The sequence below is a fragment of the Henriciella barbarensis genome, from assembly GCF_003576345.1.
Taxonomy (GTDB): Bacteria; Pseudomonadota; Alphaproteobacteria; order Caulobacterales; family Hyphomonadaceae; genus Henriciella; species Henriciella barbarensis.
Genome location: NZ_QWGB01000004.1, coordinates 146316 through 162342, shown reverse-complemented (window position 1 = coordinate 162342; position 16027 = coordinate 146316). Strand labels below are relative to the sequence as shown.

Here is a 16027-nt window from a genome sequence, read left to right as displayed (position 1 = left end):
ACCAAACTGTAGGCCCGTGACATTGGCGAAGCTCAGATAGAGCTCACCATTGCAGGTCAGCATGCCGCTATCGACGGTCCAGTTGTCCCGCCCTCTCAGGAGGGCGGGTTTGAATTCAAAGCTCTGCACATCGGCCTCCTGTTCAGGAAGCGAACCTACATATTCGGATAGGCTGGTCCGCCGCCGCCCTCAGGCGTCACCCAGTTGATGTTCTGGTTCGGGTCCTTGATATCGCACGTCTTGCAGTGGATGCAGTTCTGCGCGTTGATCTGGAAGCGTGGCTCCTTGCCGTCCTCCTCAACCCATTCGTAGACGCCGGCCGGGCAGTAGCGCTCGGATGGGCCTGCGAACACGTCATGCTCTGAGCGCTTCTGAAGCTCCATATCCTTCACGATGAGGTGCACCGGCTGGTCTTCAGCATGGTTGGTGTTGGTGAAGGACACATTGGTGAGCTTGTCGAAGCTGAGCTTGCCATCCGGTTTGGGGTATTCGATCTTCCGGCACTTGTCGGCAGGCTTCAGATATTCGTGGTCAGCCTTCTTGTGGCTGAGCGTGGGCAGATAACCAAAGCCGAACAGGTAACGCAGCCACATGTCGGGCATGGAGAGCGCGGCGCCTGCCAGCGTGCCATAACGGCTGATCAGCGGCTTGGAATTGCGGACCTGCGAGAGGTCCTTGTAGACCCAGCTATCCTTGTAAGCGGTCTCATAGGCTTCCAGCGTATCGCTCTGGCGGCCTTCGCGGACCGCTTCGACAGCGGCTTCAGCCGCGAGCATGCCAGTCTTCATTGCGTTGTGAGAACCCTTGATGCGCGGCAGGTTCACGAAACCGGCCGAACAGCCGATCAGCGCGCCGCCAGGGAAGGCAAGCTTTGGTACCGACTGCACGCCGCCCGAGGTAATCGCCCGTGCGCCATAGGCAACACGCTTGCCGCCTTCGAGGAACTTGCTGATGTCCTGGTGGTGCTTGTAGCGCTGGAACTCCTGATACGGAGAAAGCCACGGATTCTTGTAGTTCAGGTGGACCACATAGCCGACGGAGACATAGTTCTCGCCGCCTTCGGAGAAGTGGTAGAGAAAGCCGCCGCCATTGCCATCCTTGTCCTGGACCGGCCAGCCAAAAGTATGCTGGACATAGCCCGCGCTGAATTCAGGGTGATCTGCCGGGACCGACCAGACTTCTTTCAGGCCGATGCCGTATTTCTGCGGGTCGCAATCGGCTTCAAGGTCATACTTGGCTTTGACCTGTTTGGTGAGCGAACCACGAGCACCTTCGGCAAAGAAAACATATTTGCCCAGCAGTTCCATGCCCGGCTCATAGTCGCCCTTGTGGCTGCCATCGGCCGCGATGCCCATGACACCGGCAACGACGCCTTTGACTTCGCCGTTTTCGCCATAGACCACGTCGGATGCCGCAAAGCCGGGGAAGACCTGAACGCCGAGATTCTCAGCTTCCTCACCGAGCCAGCGGGTCACATTGGCGAGCGAGCCGGTGAAGCAGCCATGATTGTGCATGAAAGGCGGGAAGCCGAAGGTCGGCATGCCCATGGAGCCATTCGGGCCGAGCAGCTTGTACTTGTCGGCTGTGACTTCGGTATAGATCGGCTTGTTGTCGCGGTCGCGCCAGTCAGGGATCAGTTCGTCGAGCGCTTTCGGGTCGAGCACGACACCAGACAAGATGTGCGCGCCAATCTCGCCGCCTTTTTCCAAGACGACGACTTCAAGCTCTTCGCCCGCTTCATTGGCGAGCTGTTTCGCCCGGATCGCAGCGGACAGGCCAGCAGGCCCGCCACCAACGATTACCAGGTCGAATTCCATCGATTCGCGTTCCACCGCTTCGGTCATATCTTGTCTCTCCCGGCTGAGGCCACGTGTGATAGCCCGCTTTGTACATGTTCACAGTCCGGTCTACAGTCGATTTGCCAGAATTCCAAAGGGTCTCAATGTCTCATACGGAACAAATTCAGGCGCTTGAGGCGCTGCGCGCCTGGTGGGCGGAGATGGGTGTGGAGGCCGATGAGGCAGAGATCCGCGCCCTCACCAAGGCTGCGCGCGCGAGACCTGATGCCGGGCAGCCCCCTGCACAGGCACGCGCCTTGCGCCGTATACCGAAAGAGAAAGGCCATGAGGACTGGGTCGAGGAGGCCCGAAACCTTGCCAAGGCCGCGTCCAGCTTTGCCGAATTGAAAAACGCCATTGAGGGATTTGAAGGCTGCCTCCTGAAGGAAGCGGCGCGCAATGCAGCCTGTTTCGATGGCGTCGAAGGCGCACCGGTGATGGTGATTGGAGAGGGTCCGGGCGCTGAAGAGGACAAGCAGGGCCTGCCATTCGTCGGCCGCGCCGGCCAGCTGCTGGACCGCATGTTGGCGGCAATCGGCCTGTCGCGGGCAACCAACACATTCATCACCAACGTCAATTACTGGCGCCCGCCCGGCAATCGCAACCCGACTGAGGATGAACTGGCGCTCTGCCGCCCCTTCGTCGACCGTATGGTAGAGCTTGGTCAGCCCAAACTCATCATTTCGGCTGGCGGCGTTTCTGCAAAGTCGCTTCTCAATGCCTCTATCGGCATCATGAAGCTACGCGGGACCGAACAGAAGCTGGAAACACCGGGCGGCTATTCAGCCCCCCTCTTCCCGATCTTTCATCCGGCATTCCTTCTAAGGCGACCGGAAGAGAAAAGCCGCGCATGGCGGGATCTGTTGCAGATACAGAAAAGATTGAACGACCTTGAGGAGACCTGAATCATGACAATTAAACGTATCGACCACGTCCAGCTCGCGATGCCTGCCGGAGAAGAAGACAAGGCACGTACCTTTTATGATGAAGTCCTCGGGATTTCAGAAATACCGAAACCACAGCACCTTGCCGTTCGCGGCGGAGCCTGGTTCGAACGCGGCGACCTGAAAGTTCATCTGGGCGTCGACAAGGATTTCCGACCGGCCACCAAGGCGCATGCTGCATTTGAGGTGGACGACCTGCAGTCCCTCATCATTCGCTGCAAGGGCGCGGGATTTAAAGTAATCGATGATGAACCACTCGAAGGCTATGACCGGGCATATATCTATGACCCATTCGGCAACCGCCTTGAATTCATGCAGCCGCTTTAGACTATTTGCCCAGCTTCACATTTCCACCGCGCATTAAAAACCCCGGAGCGCGAGGGAGGGGGAGGGGATGCGCTCCGGGGCTTTTTGAGAGGGTGAAGCGCGAGGGGGAGGAGACGCTTCAGCCCCTTTTTGATGGACGTCCACCGGATGTGCGGTCCAGCTTCCTTAGGTGTCCAATCTGTTCAATCTACTCTTCGAGTTTGTCTTCGGCTTTCTCCTCGACAAGCTCAAATTCAGCTTCCTTACGTTTCTCAAACGCCGACCCGAGTTTTTCGTTCCCGTCCTTACCGACAGTTTCTTTGGCCACCGGAAAAACGTCGTTTTCTTCCTCGTCCATGTGGTGCTCATAGCGCTCTTTGAGCTGCTTGAACTTCGCCAACCAGCCCGGTGAGGACATGTCCGTGTCGTTCAGTTCTTCCATGAGATCGTCGAGTTCCTTGTGCTCGGCGACCGAGTGGCGGCCTTCAGGCTGGCCATCTTCCGTGGCGATCAGTTTGGAATAGAATGTTTCTTCCTCAGCGGCGGCATGCGCGCTGACATCATGATAGAACTTATCCCAGACGTCGCGGCGCATTTCGTTATCGCCGCTCGTGCTGGCGATGAGGTCGAGCATCTCGCGGTGCTTGTCGTGGTCTTGTTTCAGCGTTTCGTAGATCGTGGACATGGATGGTCCTCTTCCTTCGTGTTTAGAACACTGCTTAAACGCCGGGTCACAAAAGCCGTTCCGCTAAGCGTGGCGCCCGCGCGCGCGACATATTGAACCTTGTCGAGACCTACTCATGCCCGCGCCACTTTCCGTCATCATCCCGACCCTCAATGCCGCCGGGGATTTGCCCCAATGTCTGGCGAGCCTGATGCCTGGCGTCGAAGCCGGACTGATCCGGGAAGTTTTGCTGAGCGACGGAGGCTCAAGCGATGCGACGGCAGACATCGCCGATGCAGCGGGTGCCTCTATCATCCAGTGCGAGCGAGGACGCGGCAGACAGCTGGCGACCGGCGCGAAAGCAGCGCGGGGTGAGTGGCTTCTATTTCTTCACGCCGATACGGCGCTGACACGAGACTGGGTGGAGCGCGTGCGCGATCATATGACGAACGCGCCCGGCAAGGGGGCGTACTTCACCCTCGCCTTCCGGTCAGATCATCCAATGGCAAAGCACGTTGCGTCACGAGCGAACCTGCGTGCAAAACTGCTCGGCCTGCCATATGGCGACCAGGGCCTCCTAGTGCCTCGCAGCCTCTACGAGGAGACAGGCGGCTATAAGGACATGCCCCTGATGGAAGACGTGGCGCTGGTCCGCGCGATCGGCAAACGTCGCCTCAGCATGCTTTCGGCAGAGGCACGGACGTCTGCCGCCAAGTATGAACGCGATGGCTGGCGCAAGCGAAGCTGGAAGAATGTCTGGTTGATTACACGTTATCTGCTCGGTGCCAGCCCGGAAAAGCTGGCCGCCGCCTATCGCTAAAGGCCGGATATCATGACCAGACCGACCCTTCTCATCTTCACCAAGGCGCCGCGGATTGGTGCGTCCAAGACCCGGCTCGCATCGGACATCGGCCGGACGGAGGCCCGCCGCATGTCCCGTCGTCTGACTGCGCACACAATCAGCCAAAGTGAGCACCCAGCATGGCACACCCGCCTGATGGTTGATCCGCCTTCGCTCGTCTCGGCGACGCTTGGTGGACTATGGCCCGCGCAGGTTGAACGGCGCCCCCAGCGCGGCCGATCCTTAGGAGAACGTCTTGCGAATGCGATGGCGGACGCACCTCCCGGTCCTGTCATCTTTATCGGGACCGATGCGCCTGGACTGCACAGGAGCATGATAAGGCAGGCAGTCTGCAATCTCGGCCGGAACGCGGCTGTGTTCGGGCCAGCCTCTGACGGTGGCTTCTGGCTATTCGGCGTCTCGCGCGAGTTACGCGCCCCAAGTCTTTTCGAAGATGTACGTTGGTCCAGCCCTCACGCAATGGAGGATGTCTGGAGTAATCTGCCGCAAGAAACGCGTATAACTTTATTGCGACAATTGACCGACATAGATACATGGCGCGATTGGCAACTGTACAAACAGAGTCAATAAGCGTGCAATGAACAGCTATATTGATTCAGGTTATCGACGGCACCTGCCGAATTGTTTCATGTCCCGGCCTGTTGAAGAGGGTCCGTTATGCAAAAACTAGCTTATGTCAGCGTGGCAACACGCACGCTGACGTCTGTTGATCTTCAGAGTATTCTTGAAGCAGCGATCACCAGAAACCGCGCGAGCAACATAACCGGCATTCTACTCTTCAACGGCACGAACTTCATGCAGGTCCTCGAAGGACCACAGGAAGAGGTTGAAAAGGTTTTCGAGGACATCTGCTCAGACGACCGCCACCGCAACGTGGTTGTCATTTACCGCGAGAAAACCAGTGTCCGCGAGTTCGAGGAAGCACCAATGCTGCTGCAGATCGTCCCTGCATCGCATGGTGTCGCCCCTGACGGCATGACTATCACTAAGGATATTGCGCTGTTCCTGCCAACTTCGCTGGCGCGCCATTTCCGCACCATTCTTGAAAGCTTCGACACCCACCGTCCATAGGTCGCTGATACGGATTCGTCTGTGGAAGGGCACCTCTTCGCGGCAAGATCGTTCTTGTTTTGTTCCGTTCCTCATGGTTTCCTGTCCCCATGAGACTAAACCAGAAACTTCCGTCGAAAGGGCGCGTCACCAATCTGGACGTGTCGCATAGCGCCGAGCGGCATGAGCATCGTGGGCGCGGCGCCATCTCCAACCAGGCAGGCCGGTTCGAGCACGAAACCCGCGATGCGTTCGATGACGGCTGGGGCACGATAGAAGACAGCGCGGGGCGTCTTGATACAACGCTAACGCGGGAGAGCGCGCGCACGATCATTACGTATAATCGCTCGCCCGATATCTCCTTCGATCGGACGATCAATCCCTATCGCGGCTGCGAACACGGCTGCGTCTATTGCTTCGCCCGCCCGACCCATGCCTATCACGGCCTCTCGGCTGGTCTCGACTTCGAAAGCCGTCTCTTCTTCAAGCCAGAGGGCCCTGCCCTGCTGCGCAAGGAATTGTCTCGTCCGTCCTATGTACCACGGCCCATAGCGCTGGGAATGAATACGGACGCCTACCAGCCTGTGGAACGGCAGCTGAAGCTGACGCGAACCTTTCTCGAAATCCTGTCAGAGCACAATCACCCGGTCACGCTGCTGACCAAGTCTGCGCTCATCCAGCGGGATATCGATCTGATCGCGCCCATGGCCGAGAAGGGGCTTGCCCGGGTCGGCGTGTCGCTGACAACGCTGGATCCGAGGCTTTCTCGCCTGCTGGAGCCGCGCGCCGCCGCGCCCTATCGACGACTGCAGACCATCTCCGCGCTGACCAAAGCTGGCATCCCCATCATCGCGATGACCGCCCCCATCATTCCCGCCCTGAATGAGCCAGAGTTGGAAGACCTTCTGGAAGCGGCCGCCGAGAACGGCGCGTCCAGCGTGGGCTACGTCGTGCTTCGCCTGCCGTTTGAACTGAAAGACATCTTCCACGAATGGCTTGCCGAACATTATCCGGACCGCGCCGCGAAAGTGATCAACACGCTGCGCGACATGCGCGGCGGACAGGACTATGATGCAAACTGGTTTGAGCGCGGACGCGGGCGCGGGGTTCATGCCCAGATCATCTCCCAGCGCTTCAAGAAAGCGGCGCGACGGCTTGGTCTCGATGAAGCCCGGCCTCGTTTGCGAACCGATCTTTTCCGTCCGCCAGAGCCCCCAAGCGGGCAGATGCGCCTCGCTTTCTGACACGGGGCTGCGCACGGGCGCGCTGGAGTAACGATTGAATAACCAAATTCCTGCGGGATGCGCGCCAGTCACCGAATCGCACAAAAGGGCATTCAAGTATGGATCTGGTCCGCAATACGATCATCGAAGGCGAATGTGTCGACGTGCTGTCACGCCTTCCGGACAAGTCCGTCGACCTTGTCTTCGCCGATCCGCCCTACAACCTCCAGCTTGGCGGCGGACTTACGCGGCCGGACCAGTCGCATGTCGACGGGGTCGACGATGCGTGGGACCAGTTCGACAGCTTCGACGCCTATGACCTTTTCACCCATCAATGGCTGACCGAATGCCGCCGGGTCCTCAAGGATGATGGCGCAATCTGGGTGATTGGTTCGTATCACAACATCTTCCGCGTTGGGGCGATCCTTCAGGATAGTGGTTTCTGGATCCAGAATGACGTGATCTGGCTGAAGTCCAACCCGATGCCGAACTTCAAGGGCACCCGTTTTCAGAACGCGCATGAGACACTGATCTGGGCAGGCAAGACCGAGAAGTCGCGCGTCACCTTCAATTACGACGCGCTGAAAGCCTTCAATGAAGACAAGCAGATGCGGTCTGACTGGACGATCCCGCTCTGCACCGGGTCTGAACGCCTGAAGGATATTCAGGGCAAGAAGGCGCACCCGACGCAGAAACCCGAAGCCCTGCTGAAGCGCGTCATACTGGCGACGACCAATCCGGGCGATGTCATTCTCGACCCGTTCTCCGGTACGGGCACAACGGCCGCCGCCGCGAAGATGCTTGGCCGCGATTTTGTCGGCATCGAACAGGACCCATCCTATATCCGCCTCTCGCGCGCCCGCCTGTCGGCGATCACGCCGCTCGACGGCGCAGCGCTGGAGACTCAGAAGGGCGCACGCGCCCTGCCCCGCGTTCCGTTTGGTGCTTTGGTGGAGAATGGCTGGCTCAAACCCGGTGACCGTCTCTGGTCGCCGAAGAAGCGTCACCATGCCCGCATCCGCGTCGATGGTAGCCTGTCATCGGGTGATGCATCCGGCTCGATCCACAGGCTTGGCGCGCATGTCATGAAACAGCCGGCCTGCAATGGCTGGACGTTCTGGCACTACGAATCGCCAAAAGGCGACCTTGCGCCAATCGACCTGCTCCGCCGACGCTATCGCCAGGAAATGGGCCTGAACTAACCAATTTCCTCAATGGTCATAGCCTAAGGGAAGACCCTGCCTTGCCGCCGCCGCCCGGATCGTGTCGATAGACAGGTATGGGACACGAAGGTCAGGAAATCTTTCTGAAGGACATGCTCGTCTTTCTGTTTGCCGCCGGCATCATCGTGCCAGCGCTTCGGCTGGTGCGCGTGCCTGCGGTGGCGGGCTTTCTGATCGCAGGGGTGGTGCTCGGTCCCTACGGCCTTGGCACTCTGGAGGATCTCTGGGCGCCCGTTCAGTTCATCACGGTTGGTGAACCAGAAGCCGCCGAGCCTTTTGCTGAACTTGGCATCCTCTTCCTCCTCTTTCTTATCGGGTTAGAACTTTCCTTCGAGAAGCTCTGGCGGATGAAAGATGCGGTGTTTGGCGCAGGCGCCCTGCAATCAGTCGCAAGCGCGATCGCCATCGGCGTTGCCCTCTGGCTAATCGGACTTGAGCCGGCGGCCGCCGCGATCATTGGCCTGGCGCTTGCGCTATCGTCGACCGCAATCGTGATGCAGATGCTGACCAATGAGCACAGAGCGACGGGGCCGACAGGCAAGGCGGCGCTCGGCGTGCTCCTGTTCCAGGATATTCTCGTTGCGCCGATCCTGATCCTGATCAGTTTCCTCTCAGCCGAGAGCGGTGGCAGTCTCGCTGGTGATGTCCTGCGGGCGCTTGGTGAGGGCCTTATCGCGCTAATCGTCATCGTCGCTATTGGCCGCTTCGCCGTGCGACCCGTATTCAGGCTGGCCGCGCAGGCAGGCGGGCGCGACTTCCTGATGGCCGTCACCCTGTTCACCGTCATTGGCGCAGCGGTGATCACAGCGTCCGCCGGCCTGTCTGTTGCGCTTGGTGCTTTCCTCGCTGGCCTGCTGCTTGGCGAGACGGAATTCCGCCACCAGGCAGAAGTGGACCTCGACCCGTTCAAGGGGCTGCTGCTCGGCATCTTCTTCATGACCGTCGGCATGAGCATCGATCTCGCTGTGATCGTGGAACTTGCACCTGTCGTACTTGGCGGTCTCGCCGCCTTGCTGGCGCTGAAGCTCGTCATCGCGTGGACCAGCACGCGCCTTTTTGGTGCGTCCCGCCCGGTCGCCACAGAAGCGGCTTTCCTGCTGGCCCCTGCGGGTGAGTTCGCTTTCGTCGTTATGGCATCGGCGACAGCGGCTGGACTTCTGACCTCTCAGCAGGCGACACCTGTAACTGCAATTGCAGGCCTCTCCATGCTCCTTATCCCGGCGACCTCACGGCTGGGACAGGTTCTCGCCAAGCGCTTCAAGCCGCCACAGCCCACCCATGAGCCAGAGCCGCAGAGCTTCGAAGAAATGGACGGTCACGTCATCATCGCCGGATTTGGCCGCGTCGGACGCACGATTGCGCGCGTCCTGTCAGAAGCAAACACCGACATTGTAATTGTCGAGAATGACCCTTCCCTTGTCCGGCAAGGCCGACGGAAAGGCTGGCAGGTCTCCATCGGGGATGCCGGCAGGCCGGAAATGCTGGAAGCTGCCGGATTGGCGGGCGCGTCGATGGTCGTGGTCACGGTCGATAATGCGGCCAGCGCACGCCAGATGGTCGAAGCGGTCCGCAAGAAGCGTCCTGCTCTTCCTATTATGGTACGGGCCCGCGATGCAGAACATGGGCGGGAGCTTGAAGCGGCCGGTGCGACCTATGTCATCCCGGACGCCATCGAGGCTGCCCTGCAGCTGTCGGGCCGGGTGCTCGAAGAGTTCGGTTATGCAGGCGAGACTGTGCGCGATCTCCTCGCGGCTGAGCGGGACGAAGCCTACAGGGCGGGCACGCAAGAGACGTCATGAGGCAAGTTTCAGAGCCTTTTTGAAAACGCTGGGCAGCGCGCCGGCGACACCCTCCTCCTCCCGAAGCTCATAATGAGATGGCACCACGCCTTCGGCATTGACGGCGACGACTTTCAGGCGAAGTTCAAAATGCGTGAAGACATGCTTTACCTCACCGATTTCCTGCGCATCTCCGATCCAGTCCAGACGGGCGGCGGCACCATCTTCCCGCCAGTCCGTCGTCGGGAGGCCCAGCATCCCGCCAAGCAGTCCTTGCGGGGGCCGCGTCTCGACGGCGACACCTGAGGCACCGCGTACAATGTAGACTTCTCCGTATCTGACGGGTTTGGCTTTCTTCGCAGGTTTGACCGGATAGCGCTCTGGCTCACCTTCCGCATATGCTGTGCACCACGTTCGTATCGGGCAGATGAGACAGTTTGGACGCTTCGGCGTGCACACTGTCGCGCCAAGGTCCATCAGCGCTTCTGCGAACTCGCCGGGCCTGTCTTCAGGAACGAGGTCGCGGACGATATGCGCAATGCGGCGCTTTTCATCTTTCCATTCACCCTGGGTGGCAAGAAGCCGCGCGAAAACGCGGTCGACATTACCATCCACTGCAGCCGATCGCCGATTGAAGGCGAGCGCCGCGACTGCGCCCGCAGTATAAGGACCGATACCGGGCAGTTCCCGCAGGCCAGCCTCTGTTCGTGGCCAGTCCCCCCGCGCCGCAACTTCTCGCGCGCATTTCAACAAGTTGCGCGCCCGTGCATAATAACCAAGCCCCGCCCACGCGGCCATGACGTCCTCATCTGCGGCAGAGGCCAGCGCCTCAACCGTCGGCCATGTGCGGGTGAACGTCTCGAAATAGCCAGCGGCATGGGGCACTGTGGTCTGCTGCAGCATGATCTCCGCCAGCCAGACCCGGTAAGGATCAGGCACGATGCCGCGACCCCGCTCTCCCGGACCGATACGCCAGGGCAGCGTGCGCGCATGACGTCCATACCAGTCCAGAAGTGCATCAGGCAGGCCGTCAAAGCGCGTGCCAACCGCAAAAGCGGCCTTTTCTCGTTTCGCCATGCAGGGCACAATCACGTTCATGGTGATGAGATCAAGCCTCGACCCGCTGGAAGAAGCCCGTGCCCGGATAAGGCTGCGCCATGCGCGCGCCAAGCCGGTTGCGCCAACGCCGAAAACGATCGGCACCCTCAGCCAGCGTATCGCTCGCGACCGGGTACCGGACAAGGGGCCGGCCATTGGTCGGTTGAAGCTGATCTGGGCGGAAACCGTCGGCGCTCAGATCGCAAGGGTTTGCGAGCCAGAGAAAATCGGCTCGGGCGGCAAGGGAAAGGGCCGTGTACTCACGGTGCAGTGCATTCCCGCTGCCTCGACCATGATCCAGCACCAGAGCGAGCTGATCCGCCAGCGTGTCTCCGTCGCGCTGGGCGGCGATATCGCCGAGATACGTATCAAGCAGGGTCCTCTTACGCGTCAACCTGCTCCAAAGCCCGTGCGCACCCGCCGCCCGCTGACAGCCGACGAACGCGCCGCGCTCGAAGCGTCGGTAGCAAAAATTGAAGACCGCGCCTTGCGCGATGCGGTTTTGGCGCTGGGCGAAGCTGTGCTAGCCAGCGACGAGACACCGAATTTACCGGATCGAGCCTGACCGGAAGTTGACCTAACAATCCTGAAGAGAAGACGTCATGAAACTGAATGCCTTGACCCGCCGGACCGCTATTCTGGCCGTATCCTTTCTGACAATGGCCGCCTGCGGGGCGTCGGGCGATGAAAGCGGCGAAGGCCCGAACAGCGCCGCGCTTCAGGAAATCTCCCTCGGTGAAGCAGACGCACCTGTGACGATTGTCGAGTATGCCTCCTGGACCTGCCCGGCCTGTCTCCAGTTCCACAATGAAGTCGTTGGCAATCTGAAAGAAGACTATGTCGACACCGGCAAGGTTCGTTACGTCTTCCGCGAGTTCCCGACTGCGCCAGCGAACGTGTCGGTCGCAGGCTTCGCACTCGCGCGCTGCGCAGGTGAAGACCGTTATTATGACGTTCTCGATGAGCTCTTCTCGCGTCAGACCGCGATCCTCAGCCTTGCGCGTCAGGGTGGGCAGGTGAAGCAGGCACTTCAGCAGATTGGCGCCAACCATGGCATCACCGATGAAACCGAGTTCGATGCCTGCCTGAACAATTCAGACATTCGCCGCGCCATTTCTGCCTCTGTTGCTGCAGGCGACGAAGCGGGTGTGAACGCAACGCCGACTGTCTTCCTCAATGGCGAACAGCTGGAAGGCTATGAGTGGCGCCAGTGGCCTGCGATGCAGACCATGCTGGATGAAGCCCTTGGTGAAGATGCGCCAGAAATTGCCACCGAAGCGGGCATGGAAGAGGCTGAAACCCCCGCCATGACTGACGAGGGCGACATGTCAGACGAATCCATGAACATTGAAACTGAGTCCATGGACGAAACCGAAGGTGAGGCTGCGCCGCAGCAATAAGCCTTCCATACAGATAGGGAGCCTGCATTGCACATTTCAGAACTGCGCATTGCAGGCTTCAAATCCTTTGTTGAACCGCAGGAAGTTCCAATCCATCCGGGCCTGACAGGCATTGTCGGCCCGAATGGTTGCGGCAAATCCAACCTTCTCGAAGCCTTGCGCTGGGCGATGGGCGCCAACTCTGCCCGTGCCATGCGCGGCGGTGAGATGGACGACCTGATCTTCTCTGGCTCGCAAAGCCGCCCGGCCCGTGAGCTGGCCGAGGTCACGCTCGTTCTCGACAATTCAGACCGCACCGCGCCGCCCGAATTCAATGCGTCCGACACGCTGGAAATCATGCGCCGACTTAAGCGCGGCGCAGGCTCCACCTACAAGCTCAATGGCCGAACAGTGCGCGGCAAGGACATCCAGCTCATCTTTGCGGATGCCTCAACCGGCGCTAACTCCCCCTCCCTCGTCCGTCAGGGCCAGATTTCAGAGCTGATCGGCTCCAAACCTCAGAACCGGCGCCGCATCCTGGAAGAGGCTGCCGGTATCGCGGGCCTCAACACCCGCCGTCACGAAGCCGAACTCAAGCTACGTGCCGCAGAAACCAATCTCGAGCGCCTGTCGGAAGTCTCGGCCGAGGTTGAGCGCCAACTCGAAAGCCTCAAGCGTCAGGCCCGCAAGGCGCGGAAATACAAAGAGCTGTCCGACAAGATTGCTGCGCTCGAAGCCTTCCTTGCGCACCTGCGCTGGCAGACGGCCACGGAAGCAAAAACGCTCGCGGACGAAGAACTTGTACGCTGCCGGGACGCCGTCGAAGCCCTGACACGCGCGTCAGCCATCGCGGAGACGCGCCGAATTGAGGCTGGCGACGGCATCCAGCCGCTGCGAAATGCTGAAGCGGAAATCTCCGGCCGCCTTGGACAGGCGAAGATCGACCTTGCGCGCCTCGAGACAGAGCGCAAGACCGCTACAGAGCTACTGGCCCGCCATGAAAGTGAAGCGCGCCGGATCATGTCGGATATCGAGCGCGAACAATCCCAGAAGCAAGAGGCCGAAAGCGCCCTCGCTGAAGCGCGCGAGACGCTGGCGGCGCTACCAACCGAGGACCCGCAAGCGAACGAAGCGCTGGAAGCCGAAGCGAAGCAGAAGCTTGAACAGGCTCGCGCCGATCTTGAGACAGCGCAGGCACGAGCCGACACGCTCGGCGGCAAGCTTGCCGAACTTAAAGCTGCCCGTCAGGCAGCCGAAGCCAATGCGAACCAGCAGCGCCGCCGCAAGCAATCACTTGAAAGCGATGCCGCGCGTCTACGTCAGCAACTTGACCAGATGCCGAACACAGCGGCGCTTAATGAACGCCTCGCGGCAGCGGAAAAAGCCGAAGAGGCTGCCGAAATTGCACTGCACGATGCCGAAAGAGCCGTGGACGCCGCCGATGAAGCGCTGGTTGAAGCTCGCGCGGCGGAAACGGCAGCGCAAGGGCCGAAGAACCAGGCCGACACAGCTGTGCGCACGCTGGAATCAGAGATCGCCGGCCTCAAACGCCTACTTCAGCCGTCCAGCGGCCCAAAGGCGCCGCCTGTTATTGACAGGATCCGTTCTGATGACGGCTACGAGAAAGCCGTGGCCGCTGCGCTTGGCGATGACCTTCAAGCCTCGACCCTGTCTGATTCGCCGCTCTACTGGGGCGGCAGCTCGATCGAGACGCCCCAGCTGCCTGAAGGCGCTGAGCCTCTCTCACCCCATGTTGAAGCGCCAGTCGAGCTTGCGGTACGCTTGTCGCAGTGCGGCGTCGTATCAGCTGAAATGGGCCGGCGCCTTGCTGCGCATCTGAAGCCCGGCCAGCGACTGGTATCCGTAGAAGGCCACCTCTGGCGTTGGGATGGCTTCACCCGCACGCCTGATGCGCCGGTATCGGCTGCAGAGCGACTGGCACAGCAAGCTCGGCTCGACGCCGCCGAAGCCGAAATCTGTCCAGCTCGCAAGCGGTTCGAATCAGCGGCGAGCGAACTTTCCGAAGCGAAAGAGAATCGCGAGACCGCTGAGCGCGATCTCAAGGAAGCGCGCCAGCAGGTTTCGCCCAAAGCGTCAGAACTCAACCGCGCCCGATCGGCCACGGCCGAGGCCCGACAGGCTGCGGAACGCGCCGACGTGAAGCGCGAATCGGCAAGTGAAGCCCTAACCCGCATCGAATCAGACCTTCGCGGCGTCGAAGACGCCCTGTCGTCAGCGTCTATTGGCGGCGCACCGGAAGACCTTGCAGCGCTCGAAGCTGAGCTTGAAAATGCCCGCGCAGCTTTGGCCCGCGCCCGCGCAGATGAAATCGAATATCGCGGCCAGCTCGCTGACATCACCCGGAACCGCGAGCAGGCCATTGCGCGCCGCGAAGGACTGGCGCGCGACGTGGAACGCTGGGAACGCCGATTCGCGGCAAGTGAGCAGCGCCTCGAAGATCTTCTGACCCGGCGACGTGAAGCTGCTGCCGAAGCCGAAGCGACGCGTGCCAAGCCGGAAGGCATGCAGGGCGAAATCGATGCGCTTTCAAAGCGCGTGGAAACCCTGGAGGAGGAACGGCGCGTTGCCGCCGATGCGCTTGCGGACAAGGAAGCTTTCCTGCGCGAGAGCGAGACAGAGGCGCGCGACGCATCGAATGCCGCCGCCGAAGCACGCGAGGCGCTGGCTGGCGCAAAAGTGCGGGTCGAGAATGCCGAGGCGCGCCTGTCCGATGCCGTTGAAGCCGCCCGCAATCAGTTCCAGCGCGCCCCGAACGGCCTTCTCACCCTGGCCCGTGCAGGCCTGGAAGAAGAAGAGATCGAAAGCCTTGACCCGTCGGAGGCCGAACGCCAGCTCGACTTTCTGCGACGTGACCGCGACCAGCTCGGCGGCGTGAACATGGAAGCTGAAGCCGAGGCCGAAGAGCTCGCAGAGCGGCTCGGCACCCAGGCAACTGAGAAAGACGATCTGATCAAGGCGATTGCCCGCCTGCGCGAAGGCGTCGCAGCGCTCAATGATGAAGGGCGCGCGCGCCTTTTAGAGGCGTTCGAGAGGGTCAATGAACACTTCAAGGCGCTCTTTACGACACTCTTTCGCGGTGGTGAGGCAGAGCTTCGCCTGGTCGATGATGAGGACCCGCTGAACGCTGGCCTTGAGATCATGGCGCAACCGCCCGGCAAACGTCTGGGTACCCTGTCCCTCATGTCCGGTGGTGAACAGGCCCTGACCGCGACCGCGCTGATCTTTGCAGTCTTCCTGTCCCGCCCTGCCCCGATCTGCGTGCTGGATGAGGTGGACGCGCCCCTCGATGACGCCAATGTGGACCGCTATTGCCGCCTTCTCGATGAAATGCGCCGTCGCACCAATACCCGCTTCATCGTGATCACGCATAATCCCGTCACGATGAGCCGCATGGACCGCCTTTTTGGCGTGACCATGCGCGAGAAGGGCGTGTCGAAACTGGTCTCTGTCGACCTCGATGCTGCCGAGGAACTCGTCGCGGCCGAATAGGCGCATGCGTCAAATGCGCGTTCGCTAATTTTTCTTTTATAATCAGCATGTTGCCAGAAACCGGGCTGGCTTGACTTGCCCCACCCCCTCCAATAGCTTCCGGCTCGAAAGACGAGGGGTGTTCCCCGGGTCTGTTTCGAACGGCATCTAGG

14 protein-coding genes are annotated in these 16027 nt (G+C 60.5%); 11 read left to right on the top strand and 3 right to left on the bottom strand.

Translation table 11 applies throughout. From position 1 onward, the window contains the following. Positions 1-155: 155 nt before the first annotated feature. Positions 156-1844 (bottom strand): electron transfer flavoprotein-ubiquinone oxidoreductase, encoded by a 1689-nt coding sequence (locus D1224_RS02030; protein ID WP_119378267.1) that lies wholly within the window; start codon positions 1842-1844, stop codon positions 156-158. 98 nt (positions 1845-1942) lie between these two features. On the opposite strand from D1224_RS02030, the gene D1224_RS02025 reads away from it, so the two are divergent. Further along, complete coding sequence (locus tag D1224_RS02025; protein ID WP_119378266.1) at positions 1943-2743, top strand: uracil-DNA glycosylase; 801 nt, start codon at positions 1943-1945, stop codon at positions 2741-2743. Positions 2744-2746: 3 nt separating this feature from the next. Continuing rightward, positions 2747-3109 (top strand): VOC family protein, encoded by a 363-nt coding sequence (locus D1224_RS02020; RefSeq protein ID WP_119378265.1) that lies wholly within the window; start codon positions 2747-2749, stop codon positions 3107-3109. A 187-nt stretch (positions 3110-3296) separates the two neighbouring features. Here D1224_RS02020 and D1224_RS02015 read toward each other — a convergent pair whose 3' ends face one another. Then, a complete protein-coding gene (locus D1224_RS02015) occupies positions 3297-3773 on the bottom strand; it encodes a hemerythrin domain-containing protein (protein ID WP_119378264.1) in 477 nt (158 codons plus the stop codon). Between the two features lie 115 nt (positions 3774-3888). Between D1224_RS02015 and D1224_RS02010 the strand changes: the two genes are divergently transcribed. The 6 genes from D1224_RS02010 to D1224_RS01985 all read left to right on the top strand — a co-directional run bounded on the left by D1224_RS02010 (position 3889) and on the right by D1224_RS01985 (position 9909). After that, entirely contained in the window at positions 3889-4572 is a 684-nt protein-coding gene (locus D1224_RS02010) for a TIGR04283 family arsenosugar biosynthesis glycosyltransferase (protein WP_119378263.1), read from the top strand. Positions 4573-4584: 12 nt separating this feature from the next. Beyond that, positions 4585-5184, top strand: coding sequence for a TIGR04282 family arsenosugar biosynthesis glycosyltransferase (locus tag D1224_RS16820; protein ID WP_119378262.1), 600 nt, complete (start codon positions 4585-4587; stop codon positions 5182-5184). Positions 5185-5271: 87 nt separating this feature from the next. Continuing rightward, positions 5272-5685, top strand: a complete 414-nt coding sequence (locus tag D1224_RS02000) for a BLUF domain-containing protein (RefSeq protein ID WP_119378261.1) — start codon at positions 5272-5274, stop codon at positions 5683-5685. Between the two features lie 89 nt (positions 5686-5774). After that, positions 5775-6908: a PA0069 family radical SAM protein gene (locus tag D1224_RS01995; protein ID WP_119378428.1), complete on the top strand. Its 1134-nt coding sequence runs from the start codon at positions 5775-5777 to the stop codon at positions 6906-6908. Between the two features lie 98 nt (positions 6909-7006). Then, complete coding sequence (locus D1224_RS01990; protein ID WP_119378260.1) at positions 7007-8089, top strand: site-specific DNA-methyltransferase; 1083 nt, start codon at positions 7007-7009, stop codon at positions 8087-8089. 77 nt (positions 8090-8166) lie between these two features. Next, a complete protein-coding gene (locus D1224_RS01985) occupies positions 8167-9909 on the top strand; it encodes a cation:proton antiporter domain-containing protein (protein ID WP_119378259.1) in 1743 nt (580 codons plus the stop codon). Here the strand turns inward: D1224_RS01985 and D1224_RS01980 are convergent. Beyond that, the gene (locus D1224_RS01980; protein WP_119378258.1) at positions 9904-10965 is read right to left on the bottom strand and encodes an A/G-specific adenine glycosylase; all 1062 of its coding nucleotides are present in this window, start codon (positions 10963-10965) and stop codon (positions 9904-9906) included. The two genes, D1224_RS01985 and D1224_RS01980, sit on opposite strands and share 6 nt — an antisense overlap. On the opposite strand from D1224_RS01980, the gene D1224_RS01975 reads away from it, so the two are divergent. The 3 genes from D1224_RS01975 to D1224_RS01965 are packed head-to-tail and all read left to right on the top strand — an operon-like array spanning position 10964 to position 15875. After that, positions 10964-11551 (top strand): DciA family protein, encoded by a 588-nt coding sequence (locus D1224_RS01975; protein WP_119378257.1) that lies wholly within the window; start codon positions 10964-10966, stop codon positions 11549-11551. The genes D1224_RS01980 and D1224_RS01975 overlap by 2 nt on opposite strands. A gap of 37 nt (positions 11552-11588) precedes the next feature. Beyond that, on the top strand, positions 11589-12386 hold the full coding sequence (locus D1224_RS01970) for a DsbA family protein (RefSeq protein ID WP_119378256.1): 798 nt from the start codon (positions 11589-11591) through the stop codon (positions 12384-12386). A gap of 27 nt (positions 12387-12413) precedes the next feature. Next, on the top strand, positions 12414-15875 hold the full coding sequence (locus D1224_RS01965) for an AAA family ATPase (RefSeq protein WP_119378255.1): 3462 nt from the start codon (positions 12414-12416) through the stop codon (positions 15873-15875). The last annotated feature ends 152 nt before the right edge of the window (positions 15876-16027 follow it).

Bases quoted from the DNA above. Each gene is read 5' to 3' on its own strand.
- D1224_RS01995 (WP_119378428.1), top strand. From the start codon at position 5,775: ATGAGACTAAACCAGAAACTTCCGTCGAAAGGGCGCGTCACCAATCTG.
- D1224_RS16820 (WP_119378262.1), top strand. From the start codon at position 4,585: ATGACCAGACCGACCCTTCTCATCTTCACCAAGGCGCCGCGGATTGGT.
- D1224_RS02000 (WP_119378261.1), top strand. From the start codon at position 5,272: ATGCAAAAACTAGCTTATGTCAGCGTGGCAACACGCACGCTGACGTCT.
- D1224_RS02010 (WP_119378263.1), top strand. From the start codon at position 3,889: ATGCCCGCGCCACTTTCCGTCATCATCCCGACCCTCAATGCCGCCGGG.
- D1224_RS02020 (WP_119378265.1), top strand. From the start codon at position 2,747: ATGACAATTAAACGTATCGACCACGTCCAGCTCGCGATGCCTGCCGGA.
- D1224_RS01990 (WP_119378260.1), top strand. From the start codon at position 7,007: ATGGATCTGGTCCGCAATACGATCATCGAAGGCGAATGTGTCGACGTG.
- D1224_RS02025 (WP_119378266.1), top strand. From the start codon at position 1,943: ATGTCTCATACGGAACAAATTCAGGCGCTTGAGGCGCTGCGCGCCTGG.
- D1224_RS01985 (WP_119378259.1), top strand. From the start codon at position 8,167: ATGGGACACGAAGGTCAGGAAATCTTTCTGAAGGACATGCTCGTCTTT.
- D1224_RS02015 (WP_119378264.1), bottom strand. From the start codon at position 3,773: ATGTCCACGATCTACGAAACGCTGAAACAAGACCACGACAAGCACCGC.
- D1224_RS01980 (WP_119378258.1), bottom strand. From the start codon at position 10,965: ATGGCGAAACGAGAAAAGGCCGCTTTTGCGGTTGGCACGCGCTTTGAC.
- D1224_RS01970 (WP_119378256.1), top strand. From the start codon at position 11,589: ATGAAACTGAATGCCTTGACCCGCCGGACCGCTATTCTGGCCGTATCC.
- D1224_RS02030 (WP_119378267.1), bottom strand. From the start codon at position 1,844: ATGACCGAAGCGGTGGAACGCGAATCGATGGAATTCGACCTGGTAATC.
- D1224_RS01975 (WP_119378257.1), top strand. From the start codon at position 10,964: ATGCAGGGCACAATCACGTTCATGGTGATGAGATCAAGCCTCGACCCG.